Source organism: Pseudanabaena sp. CCNP1317 (genome assembly GCF_034931345.1).
In the GTDB taxonomy this organism is placed as follows: Bacteria; Cyanobacteriota; Cyanobacteriia; order Pseudanabaenales; family Pseudanabaenaceae; genus Pseudanabaena; species Pseudanabaena galeata.
On sequence record NZ_JAYGIF010000114.1, the window covers coordinates 15,438 to 36,167 of the forward strand.

At 41.0% G+C, this 20,730-nt stretch carries 14 protein-coding genes and 1 other RNA gene; 6 read left to right on the forward strand and 9 right to left on the reverse strand.

Annotated elements, in window-relative coordinates; translation table 11 throughout:
- Positions 1-161: 161 nt before the first annotated feature.
- The 3 genes from VB775_RS21080 to rnpB form a co-directional block, all read right to left on the reverse strand.
- A complete protein-coding gene (locus VB775_RS21080) occupies positions 162-455 on the reverse strand; it encodes a hypothetical protein (RefSeq protein WP_281008922.1) in 294 nt (97 codons plus the stop codon).
- Between the two features lie 384 nt (positions 456-839).
- Positions 840-3,245: an HD family phosphohydrolase gene (locus VB775_RS21085; protein WP_281008923.1), complete on the reverse strand. Its 2,406-nt coding sequence runs from the start codon at positions 3,243-3,245 to the stop codon at positions 840-842.
- A 305-nt stretch (positions 3,246-3,550) separates the two neighbouring features.
- An RNA gene (rnpB, locus tag VB775_RS21090) (RNase P RNA component class A) lies at positions 3,551-4,067 on the reverse strand.
- 322 nt (positions 4,068-4,389) lie between these two features.
- Between rnpB and VB775_RS21095 the strand changes: the two genes are divergently transcribed.
- Positions 4,390-5,151: a SpoIID/LytB domain-containing protein gene (locus tag VB775_RS21095; RefSeq protein WP_281008924.1), complete on the forward strand. Its 762-nt coding sequence runs from the start codon at positions 4,390-4,392 to the stop codon at positions 5,149-5,151.
- A gap of 80 nt (positions 5,152-5,231) precedes the next feature.
- Positions 5,232-5,516, forward strand: coding sequence for a 4a-hydroxytetrahydrobiopterin dehydratase (locus VB775_RS21100; protein ID WP_281008925.1), 285 nt, complete (start codon positions 5,232-5,234; stop codon positions 5,514-5,516).
- Between the two features lie 150 nt (positions 5,517-5,666).
- Here VB775_RS21100 and galE read toward each other — a convergent pair whose 3' ends face one another.
- From galE to VB775_RS21125, 5 genes are all read right to left on the reverse strand, one after another.
- Positions 5,667-6,656, reverse strand: a complete 990-nt coding sequence (gene galE, locus VB775_RS21105) for a UDP-glucose 4-epimerase GalE (protein ID WP_281008926.1) — start codon at positions 6,654-6,656, stop codon at positions 5,667-5,669.
- Positions 6,657-6,876: 220 nt separating this feature from the next.
- Entirely contained in the window at positions 6,877-7,167 is a 291-nt protein-coding gene (locus VB775_RS21110) for a YlxR family protein (RefSeq protein WP_281008927.1), read from the reverse strand.
- A gap of 445 nt (positions 7,168-7,612) precedes the next feature.
- A complete protein-coding gene (gene nusA / locus VB775_RS21115) occupies positions 7,613-8,857 on the reverse strand; it encodes a transcription termination factor NusA (RefSeq protein ID WP_281008928.1) in 1,245 nt (414 codons plus the stop codon).
- Between the two features lie 255 nt (positions 8,858-9,112).
- On the reverse strand, positions 9,113-9,574 hold the full coding sequence (gene rimP / locus VB775_RS21120; protein WP_281008929.1) for a ribosome maturation factor RimP: 462 nt from the start codon (positions 9,572-9,574) through the stop codon (positions 9,113-9,115).
- A gap of 516 nt (positions 9,575-10,090) precedes the next feature.
- A complete protein-coding gene (locus VB775_RS21125) occupies positions 10,091-10,309 on the reverse strand; it encodes an indolepyruvate ferredoxin oxidoreductase subunit alpha (protein ID WP_094532749.1) in 219 nt (72 codons plus the stop codon).
- A 464-nt stretch (positions 10,310-10,773) separates the two neighbouring features.
- On the opposite strand from VB775_RS21125, the gene VB775_RS21130 reads away from it, so the two are divergent.
- Entirely contained in the window at positions 10,774-11,910 is a 1,137-nt protein-coding gene (locus tag VB775_RS21130) for a glycosyltransferase family 4 protein (RefSeq protein ID WP_281008930.1), read from the forward strand.
- A 29-nt stretch (positions 11,911-11,939) separates the two neighbouring features.
- Here the strand turns inward: VB775_RS21130 and VB775_RS21135 are convergent, their stop codons facing one another.
- Entirely contained in the window at positions 11,940-15,677 is a 3,738-nt protein-coding gene (locus VB775_RS21135; protein WP_281008931.1) for a WD40 repeat domain-containing protein, read from the reverse strand.
- 280 nt (positions 15,678-15,957) lie between these two features.
- Between VB775_RS21135 and VB775_RS21140 the strand changes: the two genes are divergently transcribed.
- From VB775_RS21140 to VB775_RS21150, 3 genes are all read left to right on the forward strand, one after another.
- A complete protein-coding gene (locus VB775_RS21140) occupies positions 15,958-17,064 on the forward strand; it encodes a glycosyltransferase (RefSeq protein ID WP_281008932.1) in 1,107 nt (368 codons plus the stop codon).
- Positions 17,065-17,110: 46 nt separating this feature from the next.
- Positions 17,111-19,300: a GumC family protein gene (locus VB775_RS21145; protein ID WP_281008933.1), complete on the forward strand. Its 2,190-nt coding sequence runs from the start codon at positions 17,111-17,113 to the stop codon at positions 19,298-19,300.
- A gap of 814 nt (positions 19,301-20,114) precedes the next feature.
- Positions 20,115-20,627, forward strand: a complete 513-nt coding sequence (locus tag VB775_RS21150) for a sugar transferase (protein WP_281008934.1) — start codon at positions 20,115-20,117, stop codon at positions 20,625-20,627.
- Positions 20,628-20,730: the final 103 nt, after the last annotated feature.

Genomic DNA, 20,730 nt, shown 5'->3' on the forward strand with positions numbered 1-20,730 from the left:
TAAGAATCAAGACAATCTCAACTAATTAAGATGATCATATGTAAAATTACTATAAATTGTCTATTATTACTACCTCTCAGCTTTGGTTAGTTATTTGCTCTCGTAAAAAATATGGAGGCGACGATCTGAATGATCTGGTAGCCTAAAATTATTATTAAAACTTAACTTGCAATTGAATATTCGGAAAAACTAAGCGATCGCAGATTGACTTCTTGTAGCTCCTGACTTTTCTCATGCACTAATGGGATTGAGTCATGAAAGGATTCGTTTAATAAGGAAGTGAAATCATCGGCAGATTGCCAAGATGTCTCAAAAGGATGGGCTGCTAGACTACAAGCATTCCATGCGGGACTGACAGGAACATCTAACTTTCCACAAAACCCACCCCTTCTTCCTTCAGGATTGTAGTGTTGACACAATCGGCAAGCTGTAACTGAGTTACCTGAAGAGTTCATATATATTAAATTTGGCTTTACCAAATTTACTAAAAAAATTTTTATTAATTAATTCAATTATGTAGGGTAAGAATTGTGGATAAATGAGACTCTAACCTATGCTTAGATTTGTGTTCAGCGATCCCAAACAAAGCATAAATTTAACAATGTCTTAACTGATTTCTGTAATGCTTTGATGACAATCTTTTGGGGCATTTCCAAGATTCAAATAGGCTGTTGTAATAGTTAAGAAAATATATAGATATTTTTTATTTGTATTTGATATAAGTGTTTATACTTAAAACAAAATAGCCATTTGCAGCGTGCGAAGCACGCCGTAAATGGCGAAAAATGGTAAGAATCGCTTAGCGATTCTTACCATTTTTCGCTTTCGTCGAACTGACGTTATTTCAGGGCAGTCTTTTTAGGTGTTAGTGCATCTTTGGGCTTGCAAAGATGATCGGGTAGCGCGGAACCTGATGGATCAAGTTTGTCGGCTAGGTTGGGATATTTAATCCTGCCATGGTTACGCTCTTGCCAAACCTTGATAAATACAGGTGCTATTCGATCTAAATCTTCCCAAGTCAATGAGCAATCTTTGAGTTGACCATCATCCCATCGAGCTTGAAAAATTCGCATGAGTAAGCTTTTGGCAGCTTCGAGAGTGGTATCTGTGCCAAGCGATCGCAGTGCGGCTTCACAGGCATCAGCTAGCATCACAATCCCTGTTTCACGAGATTGAGGTATCGGTCCCACATAGCGGAAATCTGACTCAATGATATGCTGCGATCGCTTTTGGGCTTGGCAATAAAAATAGGTAATTGTAATTGTGCCTTGATGCTCTGGAATGAATGCTTGCAGCATCTCAGGAAGATGATATTTTTGGGCTAGCTTAATGCCACCTGAAACATGCTCTTTAACAATTTGAGCGCTTTCCCAAGGATCATTAAGGATATCGTGGGGATTGGGCTGCCCCATTTGATTTTCGATGAAATATTCAGGTCGGAGAGTTTTGCCAATATCGTGATAGAGCGTTCCTGTTCTTACTAAGGCTGTATCGGCTCCTAGCTCGCGAGCAGCAGCTTCGGCAAGATTTGCCACAAACAAAGTGTGCTGAAAAGTTCCAGGGGTTTCGGTAACTAGGCGGCGCAGTAAAGGGCGATCAAGATTAGCTAGCTCCGCTAGACGAAATGGAGTTAATGCATAGGAAATATGCTCTAAATAAGGAATTGCGCCTAGGGCTACGATCGCGGAAATTAGTCCTCCCGATGCGTATTGAAGCGCTGTAATTGCGATCAGTACTGGTGGTGTGGAGCCAGCAATAATAGCGATCGTAATATATACGGCCGATTGTAAAAAGCCAACTAGTAAACCTGTTGCCGCTAAATGTGATCGCGTGAGGGGTCGGTTAGTAATCACCGCAGCAACAATTGAGCCAACTAAGATAGGTGTAAATGCTAGTAGATCAGAGCTAATCGCGATCGCCAATAAGATTGAAATGAGACAGGTTACGAGAATTGCAAGGCGAGAACTGTAGAAACTGCCAATGATTAAACTCATGCTTGCTAATGGCAAAAATACAAGCATGTTTGGAGCCATCATCACCGTTGCTAAAGCGCTACCTGTGCAGATAATGCCCAGCACCAAAAGATCTTTGATATGTAATTTGACTTTGAGTAAATATTGCCATCGCCGATTGGCATAGCCAAATAGGGCAAAGCAAAGCGCTGTAGTTGCGCCCATCAAAACCAATCCCTTAAGATTGACTTGTCTTTGGGTCATTTTTAGTTCATCTAAAATAACGAATTGCCGCTCAGTAATTTTCTCCCCACCTTTAACTATTAAGTCACCTGCTCTAAGCGAAATCCTTTGAGTCTGAACCGATTCAGATGCTTTGATCGCTCTTTCGGTTGTACCTACATAGTCAATGGTCATATTTGGCTTGACTGTGGCACTGAGCAAAGCGATCGCCATAGCTCGATGCTCTTCATTGGTTGGCAAATTGCTCAGGTTTGTTAACCTTTTTTGCAGCATGTCATCGGGCAATCCAGCCACAATCCCTGTGGACTGGATGTCGATCAGTGCTTGCCGCGTCAGTTTCTTGCAGGTTTCCCATTCTTCATTAGTCATTTCCAAGAGGCGATCACGAAACATATCAGGACCTTTTGCCGCTTTTTCCTGAGTCATGGCATAGGCTTTACGAATCTCGGTCACCGTATTGATCAGCTTTTGATAATCTTGGGGAAGCGCATTGATTTTATATAGAGTTAGCTCAGCCAATGCTATGGATGGAGATTCTTTATCTCTGTTGATAAAACCTGATATAGCCGTCTGATTATTGGCATTAGCAGCAAGTCGATTAGCCCTATCTTGCAACTGCGTCCACCCTAAATCTGAGATTTGCCTAAAATATCGTTGCACATCATCACTCAAAATTTGGCGATCAACGTAAGGTAAACTACCAGACGATATCCGCAGGTTATCACCTACTTGCAGGAGTTCTTCTAAGTGCTTGATCGCATTAGTATCAATTTCAGGATTACTACGATAGATGGGTATTACTTGTTGTTTAGCTAGTTCTTTGGCTTGTTTAGTTGCCTCAATGTCAGTAGCTACTATGGTTCTAGGCGATCTTAAATCTTGGTCAACAAACGTACCGATTCCTAAGCGTGGCTCAGAATAAAACCTAATGCTGAGCGTTGAGATCAGGCAAACAAAGGTAATTCCTATGACTGCTCTACCAGACCACTTGCGAGATATGTGGTGGGTTGTTGCTGGGAGCAAAGATGAATGGTTGGGAGCAATTCCCATAGTTTAATTACTCTAGTTAAAATGTTTCGTAAAAACAAATGCAGTTTAAGATTGCAATCCAAGAGATGTCATTTAGATTCTAGATGTACCAGATCTCTAAGGTGAATATCAATAAAAAACTTAAAATCTGACTTTTGTTTTTTGAAAATCTATGACACAAAACAAAAAAATAATCTAAGTCTAAAAGCTAAGAATTATGCAACTTCACGCTGTAACTCCTGCAATGTAGTTGGATTAGAAGCATAAAGTGTCCATAATCCAACTACTAAAAAAATTACTTTGCACAACTACCCAATTTTAATTAAGAGGAAGAGTAAGACATAAGCCGGGTTCTGTTTCAGGAGTTTTTTACAACTATCCTAGCGGTTATCTATCTGGGATATTTGTTACCAAATACCTCATGCGGCACACACTTAACAGCGATCGCCTAGCTTTCGCCATGCAACCCCATTAAGCAACGGACACAAGATCAATTGAAGATCGCAACACTTGTATCCTCTCGCCTTGCTTCCAACTGGGGTTTACCGAGCCAGAGCCTCACGACCCTGCTGGTGCGCTCTTAACGCACCTTTGCACCCTTACCAGATCAAGTAAAAAGATAAAAGTAAAAAGTAAAAAGTAAAAAACATTTTTCCTTTTACCTTTTTACTTTTTACTTGAGTTCTGGCGGTATTTTTCTGTGGCACTATCCTCACGATCGCTCGCACTGGGCGTTATCCAGCAGCCTGATCTTCATGGAAGCCCGGACTTTCCTCAAAACTTGTTCTCGTGATCGCCTTTCGTTAATTTTGAGACAAATTTCGCAACCGCACGCTTACTCTCCCTCATTACCATTATGTACTAAGTGGCTAGGCTCAATTAAATATAAAACCAAAAAACGTTTCGGCGAGCGAAGCCTGCCGAAATGTTTTTGGTTTTTATTAAATTACCTCGGTAAAATTCTGGCAAAAGCTGCTATAAGTATGCAGAAATAATGTTTATCAAAATTAGATTGTTTTGCTAAACTATCTGGTTATCTGAGGCAAAACCAAAATGCCTCAAATCTTACTAAAAAATTTATTACATTCTTTGCTTATAGGTGCGAGTGACTAACTAAATGATGAAACACTTCTCCAAAGGGATGTACACGCTAATTTTGTCCTTAATGCTGGTAATAGTAGCGGGAGTTTCTCAGGCTGCTGCTGCTAATCTATTGAGGGTTTTGGTAAGAGAAGAAAATGGCTCCAAAATGTCTGTAGCTGTGACTCAACCATCAACTCTGCAAGCTTCTGGACAAGCAAGCCGCCGTCTCGATCCTGGTAAGTGGTACACCTTGCCCCTTACTTCTGCATATCGGATTACCCCTAGCAATAATGGATTGGTGCAGGTTGGCAGCCATCTTTATCCAGGCGAGATCGAACTGCGAGCTTGGAATAACAAGGCGATCGCGGTTAACGTGTTGTCCCTTGAGGAATATCTTCGTAGCGTTGTACCTAGTGAAATGCCAGCTAGTTGGCATATGGATGCATTAATGGCGCAAGCAGTGGCTGCTCGTAGCTATGCGGTCAATACTCAACGTCAACGTAAATGGGGTGAAGCTCCCTATGATCTTGTGAGTGATACTCGCGATCAGGTATACAAAGGCTTCTATCGCTTTGACCCTAAAACTGGTCAAGCGATCGCCCTAATCCATAGTCGTAGTGATCAGGCGGTTGCCTCAACCGCAGGCTATATGCTCAGACCTGGGTTTAAAGGCTATTATCGCGCCCGTTTACCTCGCAACTGGATTAGCTGGGGTGGCGGATATATGCCCGTCTCCGATGGTCAACACCTCGATCAAGAAATGACCCAACAGATGGCTCAAAATGGCTGGAATTGGGTACAAATCCTATCTTGGTGGTATCGCGATCAACCTATCAAAAACTAAAAAGGAAGGCTGCACAAAGTGCAGCCTTCCTTTTTAGTTTTTGTGTAAGTATAGGATTAATTCTATACTTTGTGAAAATTATGGCTATCAAAAAACTATCTGAAGTAGAAATTTCATCGGCGATCGCACAGTTAGCTGGTTGGGCGATTGTTGATCATAAGTTGCAAAAAAACTTTAAGTTTCGGGATTTTGTCGAAGCCTTTGGCTTTATCAGTAAAGTGGCGATCGTTGCCGACAAGATGGGGCATCATCCTGAACTTTTTAATGTCTATAACAAAGTCAAGATCGACCTCACTACCCATGATGCTGATGGTATCAGCGCCCTTGACTTTGAGCTAGCTCAAAAAATTGACAAGCTGCTATAGCCACCTGTATCAGGACAAATCAAAACCCAAATAGTGTGAGGCGGCGCGAAGCGCCGCCTCACACTATTTGGGTTTTATGTCCTAACAAGAATGGCGACAGCTATAGTCTTTGGAATTAATAAAAAAGGGACGCGAAGCGTCCCTTTTTTATTAAGCATGTCGTTTTTGATGCCATTGCCATGCATGTTGCAAAATCAAGTTTAAATCAGCATATTTAGGTTGCCAATTCAAGATAGTTCTGGCTTTCTCACTGCTACCTACTAAAGCTGGTGGATCTCCTGCACGGCGATCGCCCATCACAACATTAATTGGCTTACCCGTAATCTGCTTGGCAGCATCAATTACCTCTTTGACCGAAAACCCATTACCATTACCAAGATTAAAAATTTCACTCTTGTTGCCCTTGAGTAAATATTCCAATCCCAATACATGCGCTTCAGCTAGATCAGTTACATGGATATAGTCGCGGATACAAGTTCCATCTGCGGTTGGATAATCAGACCCATAAACTGTAATTGCTTCGCGCATACCCATAGCCGTCTGCAAAACTAATGGGATCAAATGTGTCTCAGGATCATGATCTTCGCCGATCGCCCCATCAGGATCAGCTCCTGCGGCATTAAAATATCGAAAAATTACTGATTTCAGACCATAGGCGACATCAAAATCTTGCAAAATCCGCTCAACCATTAGTTTAGTCGCCCCATAGGGATTGATCGGCGCTTGGGGATGGTCTTCGGTAATTGGTATTTGCTGCGGCACACCGTAACTAGCACAGGTGGAAGAAAACACAAAGGTTTTTATATTCGCGGCAACCATCGCCTCCAGCAAGGACAAAGTGCCAACAACGTTATTGCGATAATATTTGTCAGGCTGTGTCACTGACTCGCCCACATAGGCATAGGCGGCAAAATGCATGACTGCACTAATTTGCCGATCGCTAAATAGGCGATCGACCAAGGCTCGATCATTTGTATCACCAATAATCAATTCTGCGCCTAAGGTTTCGGCGATATCTTGGTGACCGTAGACGAGATTATCTAAAATCACCACCTTATAACCAACCTGTTGTAAAGCTTTGACTGCATGAGAGCCTATATACCCTGCGCCGCCCGTAACCAAAATTGTTTGTTTATTCATAACTTTCCATTATTTTTTTTGCACTAATTTAACGTGAGTTCGATATAGCCATTTGCGGCGTGCAAAGCACGCCGCAAATGGCGAAAAATGGTAAGAATCGCTTAGCGATTCTTACCATTTTTCGCTTTCGTCGAACTGCGTTAATTTATAACGCTTTTTGTATTCCCTTTTGGCCCCCATAAACCGTAAGGTCGCTTTGCGAACTTACGGTTTATGGGGGCTAAAGACGTGATTTGAGAATGTCAAAAATTTCAGGTGGTATATGGGTGCGAAGCGATCGCCCTAAACGATTTTTCTTTTGAGCTATTTGTATACAATCTAGCTTTTGGCAAATATAGGCTGATCGCCCCATGCCATGATCAAGTTGAATTTGATGTTGAACTTGATTATGGTTGGGCTTATCTTCGTTGGGATGCCGATCAGCGATCGGCACACGTACCACCCTCCAAAAAGTATCCCGCATGGCGACACATTGGCAACTAACACAACGACGATGTAGCTTCAGAGCCAAACTAATTTACTCCTGAGTACCTATTAAAAGTTGCAAAGTTGGACTCTTATAAAAATTCACAAAAGTGGAGCGACACTTTTGCAAATAAAAAGACAAACCCATGATGGGTTTTGAAAACATAAAATGGCTAAGCCATTTTATGTTTTGGTATTACTGGGCATAACTTTGCAACTTTGGATTTGAAATTAATTGTGTCTATCTACTTAGTTACTAAGAAACCAATTTTTGATAGCGCGGATTTGCCAAGCTATCAAAAATTGGTTCCTTATTTTAATGTGAGTTCGATATAGCCATTTGCGGCGTGCGAAGCACGCCGCAAATGGCGAAAAATGGTAAGAATCGCTTAGCGATTCTTACCATTTTTCGCTGTCGTCGAACTGACGTTATTTTACGGCGAAGCCCTTAATTAAATTAATTAAAATTAAATTAATTAAACTAGAGATTTTTAATCTTCACTGTTGTCATAGTCATTATCACCATCATCTTCATTAGATGGTTCAAGAACTGTTGATGACCTTGCAATGCTTTCTTGAGCTTTGCGCTCTTCTTCTTCATAGTCGTACTTTGACAAATTTTTGATATCGATTTTCCAACCAGTCAACCTCGCTGCCAAACGCACATTTTGACCTTCCTTACCGATCGCCAAACTCAGTTGATCCTCAGGGACAATCACATGGGCAATTCTTTCATTGGCATTAATCAAACGCACTTCATGAATTTTCGCAGGGCTTAAGGAGTTGGCAATATAGGTGGAAGGATCGGGCGACCATCTGATTACATCAATCTTTTCGCCGCGTAGCTCAGCAACCACTGCCTGAATTCTCGCCCCTCTTGCACCAATACAAGCGCCCACAGGATCAACATCGCGCTCAAGGGTATCTACAGCAATTTTAGTGCGAGGACCAACCGCAGGGGATGGAGGATTAGCCTCTCTTGCCACAGCTACAATACGGACGATTTCTTCCTCAATTTCAGGTACTTCATTGGCAAACAAGTACACAACTAAACCAGCATCAGCACGGGAGACTAATAACTGAGGACCACGGCGCGAGCCTTCAAAGACCTTCTTCAGGTATACCTTTAGAGTCATATTGGGGCGATAGGGTCTTTCACCAGCTAGTTGTTCGCGTTTGGGAAGTTCGGCTTCAACTTCTGGTTGTCCAAATCCACTACTAACCGCAACGATTACAGCCGTTGTTTCAAAACGTAGTACTCGACCTTGCAAGACTGTGCCTTCGAGGTCTTGAAACTCTTCTTGAATGATCTTGCGCTGTTGATCTCTTAGTTTTTGGGCTAGGACTTGTTTCGTCTGGATTGCAGCCATACGGCCAAAGTCACCCTGTTCTGGAGTCACATCAACGACTACAGTTCCACCAGCTTGAGCTTCAGGAGCAACTTCACGCACTTCAAACAAACCTATTTCATGATCAGCATCACCAACTTCATCGACAATCGTTTTTGTCGCGAGAACCCGAAATCCTTCACCGTCGAGATCTAGTTCTACATCAAAATTATTAAAATGTTCTTCTTCAAAGTTAATGCCATCGGAACGATAGGTTTTGCGAAAGCGCTCATATCCCTTAAGTAGAGCTTCACGTAAAGCATTCTGGACAGCATGTTTGGGGAGATTACGCTCTTTGCTAATCACCTCCACCATTTGTCCTAATCCAGGTAAATTCAATAATGACATAAGGTTTTCTCGCTTCTATAAAAATCAATAACTGTAATGCTTTATACCAATTCACTGGTAGTTCTAATAAGTAAAGGATTTATTGACGTAAGGATAGGCGGCGCGAAGTGCCGCCTATCCTTACGTATTTAGCACTACCAATTCACGAAAGTATGGTGTCATTTTCGTGAATTTAAAGTCAAACCTAGTAAGAGTTTTAAAAACATAAAATGGCTACGCTACTTGATGTTTTGGTATTAGGGATACTTAGTCTCTTTATTCCATTTTGGTTAATTCGACGCGCTCAACAAGTTCACGGGGAATATTGACAATCCGACCTTTAATGCTAATCGTCACATGCGTCTCGTTGCGTGATACGAGATGTCCACTCCAACTTTGTTTGCCATCATGGGGTGTGGTCGTACAGACATTGACCATAAAGCCTCGAAAAGCCACAAATTCGCGATCGCCTTGTAACTGACGTTCAGCCCCTGGGCTAGAAATTTCTAACACATAGGCATGGGGAATCAAATCGATCGCATCGAGAGTTGGCTCTAGCGAACGACTCATGCGTTCACAATCATCCAAACCCGTATTTTGATCAGGGTTGCGAATATCAACCCGCAACACTACAGGGTTTTTGTTAGTATGCAACACTACATCAACAACCTCTAACCCAAGGGGCGAGGCAACTTCTTCAGCAATTTGAAAAATTTGCGGAATTAGAGGATGACTCATAGAATTTACGATTTGAGCTTACAGTGTGAGCGTTTTTTGTTTTTTGACGTAGGTATCTGTACAAAATAAATTACTCAAACCCGTAAAATTGCGCCTCTGCGGGGCGCAATTTTATGGGTTTGGATTTGTAATTAGTTATGTCCATTTACTTAAGAGTTTTTAGTTCAAGCCATAAAAAGCTACTTTAAAAACAAAAAAGTGGGACGATCGCCCACTCTTTGAGTGCTTTTAACTTTAAACCGATCACAGTAAAAAACATCACAGAAGCGATCCTTTTGCTGCTGTAGATCTAGCTGCTACTTGCAAAACATACAACAAGTAATAGTCAGATACATTTCTTCGGAGCTTGTGTACTACAGGGAAAACACAGCTATCTTAGTGTGTTTACTCTTGACTACTTGCCTGCTGGTACTGAGATTTATATTATCACGCCGATTACAGATCAATCTGATTTTCATCTAAAACCAATTTTGATGATTGCAGAGCCAAAGACTCTGCAATCATCAAAATTGGTTTTTAGATTACTAATTCTGGTCGTTCCTCTGGCAAAATAGCTCCCTGCACAGGGCATACCTGTAGGCAAACGCCGCAGTCAATACAAATTGAGGCATCAATCTTAAACCAGATCGTCCCTTTAATATTTGCACCCTCTCCCTGTTCGATACAGGCGACAGGGCAAGCGGGTACGCAGTCTGCTATGCCTTCACAGATATTTGAGGCGATCGTATAAGCCATGTAGAGTGATATCCAAATTTGAGCAATGATAACGACAATTTTTAATTATGAAACTAAATTGTTTTTTATATATTAGAACTTATGCAAATCAGCAATGCTCATTAGAAAAATCGGTTTTTTGAAAGCGCTCCAACGGCGGGCTTTCAAAAAACCGATTTTGTTGTTTCCAACGCCGAAGGCGTTGGAAACAACAAAATCGGTTTCATAATGAGCATTGCTGTACGCAAATAAACCAAGAACTCAAGTTCTTGGCTAAAAGCTTAAGTCCACTGAAGTGGACTACAAAACATCTCTAAGCAGACCATTTCAATAGTTTTGAGCTTTGAGAATTGCACTTGAGTGTAGGGACAAAAGCAGTTCTTCGCGCTGCTTTTTTAATACAAGTGGCTATAGCTATGAAGTCAAGGCTAGCATTATGCTATCTTCGGCTTCTATGTAGAGATGTCAATATTTAATAAAATTTTATGAAAACATTACAGCTAGGTACGAGCTGGTTTTTAGAAGAAGCAGGTGGATTGGCTCGCGTTTATTACGGTTGTGTCAATTACCTACCCAAAGTTGATGTTGAGGTAAATGGTTTGGTGGCTGGCTCCGATCGCGTTTTTCAAAGTTCTGGCGGACAAGTAACAACATTTGCTCCTGCAAATAGTTCGACATGGCAGCGATCGCTAGGCATGAGAAAAGCATTCAATCAGGCGATCGCGAATTCAGAATTTGATTTGGTAGCCTCACATTTTGCCTTGTATACATTGCCCATACTTGATCGCTTGGGGAAAGTCCCATTAGTAATGCATTTTCATGGGCCTTGGGCGTTGGAGAGTCAAGCAGAGGGTGCAGGACGCTTATCGACTTGGGGAAAATGGGTAGTCGAAAAATTGGTTTATCGTCGGGCTAATGGCTTTATTGTTTTGTCAGAATCATTTCGGCAGGTTTTACATCAAACCTATAATGTGCCATTAGAAAAGATTTTTATCATCGGTGGGGGAATAAATACAGCGGAATTTGATTTGGACTTAACGATCGCCAAAGCCAGAGAAAAACTAGGTTGGCAAAAGGATCGGCGAATTATCCTCTGTGTGCGGCGACTGGTTCAGCGTATGGGTTTAGAGAACTTGATTGCCGCGATCGCCTTGGTGCGGAAGCAACATCCTGATGTATTGCTACTGATTGCTGGTAAAGGAGCGATCGCGGAAGCCTTGCGATCGCAGATTCAAGAATTACATCTGGAAAATCATGTGCAGTTATTGGGGTTTGTGCCAGATCAAGACTTGGCGATCGCCTATCGAGCAGCAGAGCTATCAATTGTACCGACAGTATCACTGGAAGGATTTGGATTGATCGTGATTGAGTCCTTAGCCGCAGGTACACCTGTATTGGGGACACCAATAGGTGGTATTCCTGAAATTTTACAGCCTTTTTCTCCTGAGCTTGTCCTGCAAGGGAATACAATCGAGCAACTAGCGCAGGGCATGATCGAAGCTTTATCTGGTCAAAGACACATTCCCAGTGCTAAAGCTTGTCAAACCTACGTCAAGCAGAATTATGACTGGCAGGTAATTGCTAATCAAATGAAATCGGTTTATGAGCAAGTGATCAAATAATAGATAACCTCGCGATGCGAGGCTATCTATTATTCCTCGATCGCACCGAGGGCGATCAGCTTCGCTTTTTGAGCAGAAGTCAAACCCGTAGCTTCAGTAATATTTAGTCCTTCATAGGGACGAGGTTCGCGATAGGTTCGGATACATTCACCTGTCTGTACATCCCATAGTTTGACAGTTTCGTCGCGACTACTACTAGCGATAAGATTGCCATCCGCAGAAAAAGACACAGAATAGACCGTGCCAATATGTCCAGCTAAAGCTCTGATCGCTTCACCAGTTTGCCAATTCCAAATATTAATTTGAGCATCTTCACCTGCACTTGCCAGTAAGACTCCTTTGGGATCGGCAGCAATTGTCAAGACATTGCCATCGTGACCTAGGCGTTCAGAGATCAAGTCCCCATTTTTGATGTTCCATCGATAGATAAATTTGTCCCCACAGCCAAAAGCTATATGGGGATGCATTGGCATAAATTTGATATTAGAAGTAATCGAGGTAAGTGTTTCTAACGTCTGTAAACAATCTCCTGTTTTTGTGTCCCAAATTTTTACAGTTTTGTCACGGCTACTACTGATGAGATAGTGATCGTCGTCACTAAAGGCGATCGCTAAAATTGCTGATTTATGTCCTTGAAGAATACGCAAACATTCGCCTGTCACAATATCTCTAAGCTTAATTACTCGGCTTGTCTCACCAGTCGCCAGCAATTTACCATCATGACTAAAGACAAGAGTTCGAGCTAAATCTGGGTGTTCAGAGATGGTGGTTAGACAATTACCACTGCTAACATCCCATAGTTTGATCGTGCAGTCCTCAGCACAACTAGCAAGTATGGTTCCAATCGGACTAAAAGCTACTTGCCAAACATGCCCTGCGTGACCATGCAAAGCCCGAATACACTCACCTGATTGAATATCCCAGAGACGAATAATCGAGTCATCACCACCACTAGCCAAGATCGTTTGTTCAAGGTTAAAAACAACTGATCGCACAGCATTGGTATAGCCTTGCAAAATCCGAAACTGTTGACCAGATGTGACTTCCCAGAGGTTTAGAAGATGTTCATTGGAAATATTGCCTGACGCTTGGCTATCACCCTGATTATCATTTTTGGTTGTCCATGATCGCCCCGTATGTCCTTGAAAAGTTCGCATACAAAAACCTGTATCAATCTCCCAGAGTTTCACCATTTCATCGCCACTACTGCTTGCTAGCACTAAGCGATCAGGATGAAAGGCAACGGAACGTACCCAATGGTTATGCCCAGTTAAGGTTTTAGAGCATTGAGCTGTCTTGAGATCCCAAAGACGGATTGTGCGATCGCCGCTGCCTGTCGCAAGGGTTGAACCATCATGGCTAAAGCTAACGGCAAAGACCGTATGTGTATGCCCTGCCAAGGTTTTGATGCAGTTACCTTTGTCTGTATTCCATAGTCTTATGGTTTTATCCTCACTGCCACTAGCTAAAACATTGCCATTATGACTAAAGGCGATCGACCAAATGATATCTTCATGCCCTTCAAATATTTGCGAACATTCACCAGTATCGATATCCCATAGCCGCACAGTGCAATCGTCGCTGCTACTTGCGAGTAAGTTACCCTTTGAGCTAAAGGCTACAGCTTCAACAATATCTTCATGACCATGCAAAATTTTGAGGCATTGTCCCGATTTCCAGAGCCTCACCGTGCGATCGGCATGACCACTAGCTAAAGTTGTACCGTCGGGACTGAAAGCCACTGACATAACTGCGCCAATATATCCTTGCAGAGTATTTAAGCAATCTCCTGTGGAGACATCCCATAACTTAATCGATTGATCAACACTACTGCTAGCTAAAACTGTTCCTTCAGGATTGAAAGCTACGGAAACCACCCATCCTTTGTGTCCACGATAAGTGAGTATGGGCTTACCGTCACTGACTTGCCAAAGATGAATATCACCTTTAGTGTCACCGATCGCCAATAACTTGCCATTAGCACTAAAAGCTACTGATAAGACTCCGCCAATTACCTCCGCAAAAACCGATTTAATGACCGCAGTCTGAGCAAAGTTAACCCGATGCAATTTGACTTCAGACAAATAAGCTTGGCGGATAGCAAGATAAGAAAAGTCCTTCCCTGTCAAATCAATACCGAGATTGCACAACAAATTGATGATATTGCCGCCTCCATAGCCAAAGGTTGATTTCAGTTCCCCTTCGGGGCGTAATTCGCGTCTTCGTAATTCCTCAAGGGTTTGAAATAGCTCTTTAGCAACCATTTGCTTACTGCCCAAACGACCTAAAAGTTTGGTAACCAGAGGTTCTAAAATCAAGCGAATTTGGCTTTGGCGAATATAGTCTTTGGCAGTTGCTTTGATCAGAGCGTAGTGGCGTAAGTAGAAAAGCTGACGATTCAGCTTTAACTGAATGCTTGGTAACGCCCCAAGAGGATGCTCTTGGGTAATTTCTTGATAAATTTGCTCAATTAATAAATTGGTGACAAACTCCATGACTACAGGTTGCTGCGTAAAACCTGCGGCTGTATGCTCAACTAGCGATCGCCGTTTTAGCGATCGCAGCGACATCATGAGGTGATTCTGCTCGATCGTTGGCACAATATCTGAGCGTAGTTCATTGGGTTGGACAGGCTCACGGTTAATGGCTAACCAAATCATGATTTGTTTCTCATGAGCCGTCAATCTCTGATATTGCTGTTCAATGAGATTGCCAATACCACTAAAAATAATCGTTTTTTGTTCTAAAAAGCGATTAATACTACCTGAGTAGAGATCTTTAATCGAAGTTGCGGCAATTTTTAGCGCTAAGGGATTACCACGATACCAATCTACTAAACGATGCAAATCATCGCTTATGGCTTTGATCCCCTTGGCTTCGAGGACGCGCTCAGCAGCAGGTTCATCTAAACCAGTAAGTTGGAGGGCGCGGACAGGCAAAATGTCTCCCTCTAAGGTGGCAACTTCTTCAGGCATTTCACGACTAGTAATCACGACACAACTACGGTGCGAAACTTCGCCAACCCTTCTTAACAACGAGCCATAACCTTCATAGTCCTTACGGTAGGCTCCTGCTTGAGCCTCATCTTTCAGAACTGATTCAAAATTGTCCAATACCAATAAACAACGATAGCGCTGTAAATACTCCATTAATCTCGAAATCAAGGCATTGGTATCTGTAGTATCAGGAGTTTCTTTCTGCTGTGATAGGAAATGGATCACAGCAGACAACATTTCACTTGGGGTTTTAGCATTATTTAGCGATCGCCACACCACAAAATCAAACTTATCTTGTAGCTGTTGAGCAAGCTTGACCGATAGAGCCGTCTTGCCCAAGCCTCCCATTCCCAAAATGGCTACTAGTCTACACCGATCGCGATCTATCCATTTTTCAAGGATCTCTAGCTCATGTCCTCGACCATAAAAGAAAGCAACATCAATCACCTCACACCAGTCTTGATGACTATTTCCCGAAGCCTGTAAATTTGGGGCAGTTGTGGAAGAATCAGCTAGTTGCTTTTGGATTTGACGGCGAATTAGGTTCTGTACCGTACTCTTAGTTACTTTTTCACCAAAAGTCTCGGTCAATAAATGCCAAAGTTTATGGCTGACTAACTTGATGTAGCCAGCATCATAGCCAGTCTGCTTCGCAATCTCAGAATAAGACAAGCCCTGCCATACTCCAAGAAAGACAGACTGCTCAACTCGAGTCAGACTGCGCTCTTTTAACGACAACTCTACAAATGTCACCGCCTCATCAGCCGTCATAGATGCGCCTTAAAGATATAAATATAACTTTTATATAACTTCACTATTGTCATTCTAGGACGTTTTATGCTTTGTTGTATTTTGTTGTGAATATTGATAGCAATTCTAAATTATGAAACTAATCTTGGTTTTTTTAGCGTCTGCGACACTAAAAAAACTAAGATTAGTTTTGATGACAGTCAAACTAAAGTAATCTTTCATCAAAAATGATTTTATAATGAGAGTTGTTGGAATATTGCTCCTTATAAATTAGTACCTCTAGACAGTTTCGCAAAATTAAATGAAAATTGCTTTGGTTCATGACTATCTTACGCAACGTGGTGGTGCTGAAAGGGTATTTGAACTTTTATGCAAACATTTCCCAGACGCAGATATCTATACATCTGTGTACGATCGCCAAAATACAATTGATTTAGGCGATCGCCAAGTCCACACTACATTTTTACAAAATATTCCTGCAATTGGTAAATACTTTCGCCTGTTTGCACCATTTTATTATACGGCTTTTAGCTCTTTAAATCTTCGACAATATGACTTAATTCTTAGTAGTAGTGCTAGTTTTGCTAAAGGAGTACAAAAACGTAATGATGCAGTGCATATTTGCTTTTGCCACAATATTACCCGCTTCCTGTGGGACACCAATACTTACTTACGAGAATATGGCGCATACAGCTTTTTTAAACCCTTAATTGAGCTAGTTTTTCAAAAAATGCGTCAACAAGACATCTTTTATGCCCAATCTCCTGATTATTACATCGCGAATTCCACCACTGTCGCAAAGCGAATTCAAGAAACCTATAAAAAGGATGCTGTAGTTATAAACTACCCAATTGATGATTCACGATTTACCTTTTCAGATCAAAAAAATGATTACTGCCTTGTTTCTTCAAGACATCTTAGTTATAAAAGGCTTGATATTATTGTTGAGGCTTTTAATGGCTTAGATTTGCCTCTGCTGATTACAGGTGAGGGGCCAGAATCGAAACAATTACAAGCAAAAGCACGTCCCAATATTAAATTTCTTGGTCATGTTAGCGATCGAGATCGGTGCAATCTTATGGCAAAGGCAAAGTTTGTAATTGTTGCTGCTTTAGAGGATTATGGGCTTGTACCCATTGAGGCTAATGCTAGTGGTACTCCTGTAATTGCCTATGGTGCTGGTGGCGTTTTAGATACGCAAATTCCAGGACTAACGGGAGTCTTATTTGAGACCCAAACATCGGAATCTCTAAAAAATGCCATAATTAAGGCACAAAAGATCAATTGGGACTATGCCAAAATCCGAGAGCATGCCATCTCTAACTTTTCCGAATTAGTATTCTTCACAAAAGTGAATCAGATCATAGAGGAAATCTGTACTATTCAGAGGAATAAAAAAATAACTTAACCGATCAAAAGCACTTGCATAGCTGGAACTATACAAAGGACAAATAATGAGTATCAATGCTGCAAAATCAACATCCCCAGTTCTCCTTGAGCAAGATCCAGGATATGGAAAAATTTTTGCGGTTCTTTCTCGTAGGCGATTTTGGCTTTTGGGGGGATTAAGTTTAGGTCTAGTAATTGCTGTTTTTATGAACATTAGAGCCAAGCCACTATACACTAGCGCCATGCGCCTGCTAGTCGAATCAACTTACAGATCTAATACAAATACATCCTCATTTGTTGACTCCAATATCCAGATTGACTATGCAACACAACTGAATTTACTACAAAGTTCTTCGTTATTTCAAAAAGCTGCTGATTTGCTAAACGATCAATATCCAGGAATTACTGGTGCTGAACTTCGATCTTTAAAAATCGATATGCTAGGTGACAACCAAAATCCAACCAAAATTGTTGAAATACAGTACACAGCTTTAGATCCTGTAAAATCAAGAGAAGTTTTAAGAGCTTTTCAAAAAGTTTATACTGACTATAATCGAGAGCAACAGGAAAAGCGCTTGCAAAAAGGCTTATCAGGTATCGATGAGCAAGTTACCAATGTGCGTCAAGATATCTCAGAAACTGCTGAAGCACTCGAAGTATTTCGTCGTAAGAATAATCTGTTTGATGCTAACCAGCGAGTTACAGAAATTACTGCAGCCATGAACGGGATTGAGCAACAAAAACGCACTACCCAATTAGAATACGATCAAGCAGTCACTCGACTAGAATCTCTACAACAAAATCTCGACCTGTCTTCGCAGGATGCTGTATTACTTACTCGTTTAAATCAATCGCCTCGTTATCAGGCTCTGATTGTAGAGATGCAAGGTATAGAAGTTGCGCTAAATCGCGAAAAAGCTAGGTTTCAACCTGCTAATCCTATTGTTGAAGCCCTTGAGTTACGTTTTCGGCAACAACAGAGTAGTCTGGAAGAAGAAAGAAGAAGTATTTTAGGGGATGCTAATTTATCTAGTTATCCCAAATGGAATGCCGATCAGCTAAGTAATATTGATGTAACCATAGCAAATCAAATTGTAGAAACCCAAGCTCAAATTGCTTTACTACTATCTCGACTGAATTCTTTGACATCTCAAGAGCAAGATCTTCGGGCAGAGATTAATCGATTACCCAAACTGCTCAGTGAGTATGAAGTCTTAAGACCTAAACTGGCAGTTTTGCAAGAAACATTACAAACATTACTTAAAAATCGACAAGACCTAAGTCTAGAAATTGCTAGAGGTGGCTTTGATTGGCAAGTTGTTGAGGAGCCTGGTCTTGGTTCTACTGATGCCGCAGATACTTTACGTAGAAATTTATTGCTGGGCGTAGTCGCAGGATTATTTATTGGTGGCATGGCTGCTTTTCTTAGGGATATGCAGGACGATACAATGCACACCTACAGTGAGTTAGAACAGCAAGTTGCTTCTTTATCCTTATTGGGCATGACTCCACAATATTTACAGGCTGAAGAATCAAACTCTAATTTTTTACCACAGTTTCTTAAAGGTCAGTCAGTTTCACCACTTTCAGTTGAGATTGTCCAATGGTTACCTTTTCGAGAGGGGTTAGATGTAATTTATAAAAATATTCAACTTAATAGTTTTTCTCAAGAAATAAGCGTGCGATCGCTAGTAGTTACTTCCGCTCTTGCTGGGGAGGGTAAATCGACGATCGCTCTTGGACTTGCTACTAGTGCCGCGAGATTGCATAAGCGAGTCCTGTTGATTGATGCAGACATGCGATCGCCATCCTTACATAAGCAACTTAACTTACCCAACGAAAGAGGCTTATCAACATTACTGGCAAGTAAGGGTAGTGTGGATAGCCAAGATGTAATCCAATCATCGAACTCATCTATTGATATTCTTACTGCTGGACCAATCCCCAGTGATTCTGTTACCTTGCTGAGTTCAGAGTGGATGCAAACACTAGTATCCAGTTTTGAGCAAGATTACGACCTTGTAATTATTGACTCACCACCTATTCTTGGGACAGTTGACACAATTCAAATAGCTTCATGCTGTGGTGGAGTAGTATCAGTAGCTCGCATTGATCGAATTACTCGTGGAGAATTCTCACAAGCTATATCTATTCTCCAAAAGTTGAATTTAATTGGGGTAATTGCTAATGCAGTTAAAGATCTACCAAATAGTTACAAATCAGTTGCCATTAGCGATGACGAAGATACTGTATAAAACTAACCTCAGTTCGGTTTAATTTTAAACTGCCTCCTTAAGCAAACAGCAGTTATCACTATAAGAATCGTTTGTGGGAAAGTCTGCCAATGGCAAACTTTCCCACAAACGATTCTTATACCAAAACACAAAATGGCGTAGCCATTTTGTGTTTTGAAAACCATTACTGGGTTTGGTTTTTAATCCTCAAAAGTATTGCCACTCTTGCGTGAATTGGTATGACAACGCAAGAGATAGCTAGGACAATAAAAACCCAAAAGATTAGTGGCGGTGCTTCGCGCCGCCACTAATCTTTTGGGTTTTATATCCTAAGCAAAACTTTCATTGCTATATTACGCTAAAACAAGAATATAACTTTTATATAACTTTTAGTATGACCTTTTGCTAACTTCTAGTAGTTGCTATATTGATGGAATTGATAGATAAGTATATATATAGCAATGCTAGATTCGTTTGAAATAAAGGCATTAAAGCTTAAATTCCTTGCTATAAGCCTTTGCCTCTCATGATTAATTCAGAATTGCTGTACCAATAACTCATGGGTATCTTCAAATTTACTGTTAAAGACAGAACTCACTTTTGAATAGATACATTTCTCTGTACATATCGCGGCAACTAGGAGATTTTTAAAGCTAATTTATCCAATTCTAATAGTGATCTGATCAATAGAGTACATTTCCTATTTGGATATTTTAGAATTTCTACTAGCTGTGCGACTTCTTTATTTGGATCAATATCAATCAAAATTAAACTATTGAAATCTAGACTAGTAAAACTAAAGCTTTAGAGATATACGAATAATCGAGAGAAAAAAATGACTAGCGTTGTTGTCAGAAAACTCCAAGAGATTCCAATTACTCATTCAAAAGAGACTTCATATATATCTAACTTAATGTTTAACTCTAAGCAAATTGCGATTTCTGTAGGGACATTTGCCTGTAATCAGTTTAGTATGTTTAAGCCTTCTATATTAAGTAAAGCTAGATCTGACAATGATCTTCAGACCAGACTAAATATAGTAACAGTTGAGCCTGAAATTGGCGAATCTCAACTTAAGAATTTAGCTGATGTATGTTATAGGTCAGGGAAAAATGTATTTTTAAATCTTCCCTCTGCAAATGAATTGCCACAAACGCATAAGCCAATCACTTGGATAGTAAAAAGGACTTTGGATTGGTTAGCGGCTTTGTTTATTCTTCTAATTCTTAGTCCAGTTATGTTTGCATTAGCTGTGATTATTGCTACTACTTCAAGTGGTTCAGTATTTTTTCATCAATGGCGAGTCGGCGAAGGTGGCAATTTATTTAACGTGAGTTCGACGCACTAAAAGATGGCAGGAGGAAGAGCAGGCAAGCCTTTGAAGAGAAGATCTAAAGCAGGTTTAGTCTCTCGATATGTATAAGCAACCAACCCAGCTAAAAGGTTGACAA

Bases quoted from the DNA above. Each gene is read 5' to 3' on its own strand.
- nusA (WP_281008928.1), bottom strand. From the start codon at position 8,857: ATGTCATTATTGAATTTACCTGGATTAGGACAAATGGTGGAGGTGATT.
- rimP (WP_281008929.1), bottom strand. From the start codon at position 9,574: ATGAGTCATCCTCTAATTCCGCAAATTTTTCAAATTGCTGAAGAAGTT.
- VB775_RS21150 (WP_281008934.1), top strand. From the start codon at position 20,115: ATGACTAGCGTTGTTGTCAGAAAACTCCAAGAGATTCCAATTACTCAT.
- VB775_RS21145 (WP_281008933.1), top strand. From the start codon at position 17,111: ATGAGTATCAATGCTGCAAAATCAACATCCCCAGTTCTCCTTGAGCAA.
- VB775_RS21080 (WP_281008922.1), bottom strand. From the start codon at position 455: ATGAACTCTTCAGGTAACTCAGTTACAGCTTGCCGATTGTGTCAACAC.
- VB775_RS21125 (WP_094532749.1), bottom strand. From the start codon at position 10,309: ATGGCTTATACGATCGCCTCAAATATCTGTGAAGGCATAGCAGACTGC.
- VB775_RS21100 (WP_281008925.1), top strand. From the start codon at position 5,232: ATGGCTATCAAAAAACTATCTGAAGTAGAAATTTCATCGGCGATCGCA.
- VB775_RS21085 (WP_281008923.1), bottom strand. From the start codon at position 3,245: ATGGGAATTGCTCCCAACCATTCATCTTTGCTCCCAGCAACAACCCAC.
- VB775_RS21130 (WP_281008930.1), top strand. From the start codon at position 10,774: ATGAAAACATTACAGCTAGGTACGAGCTGGTTTTTAGAAGAAGCAGGT.
- VB775_RS21140 (WP_281008932.1), top strand. From the start codon at position 15,958: ATGAAAATTGCTTTGGTTCATGACTATCTTACGCAACGTGGTGGTGCT.
- VB775_RS21095 (WP_281008924.1), top strand. From the start codon at position 4,390: ATGCTGGTAATAGTAGCGGGAGTTTCTCAGGCTGCTGCTGCTAATCTA.
- galE (WP_281008926.1), bottom strand. From the start codon at position 6,656: ATGAATAAACAAACAATTTTGGTTACGGGCGGCGCAGGGTATATAGGC.
- VB775_RS21135 (WP_281008931.1), bottom strand. From the start codon at position 15,677: ATGACGGCTGATGAGGCGGTGACATTTGTAGAGTTGTCGTTAAAAGAG.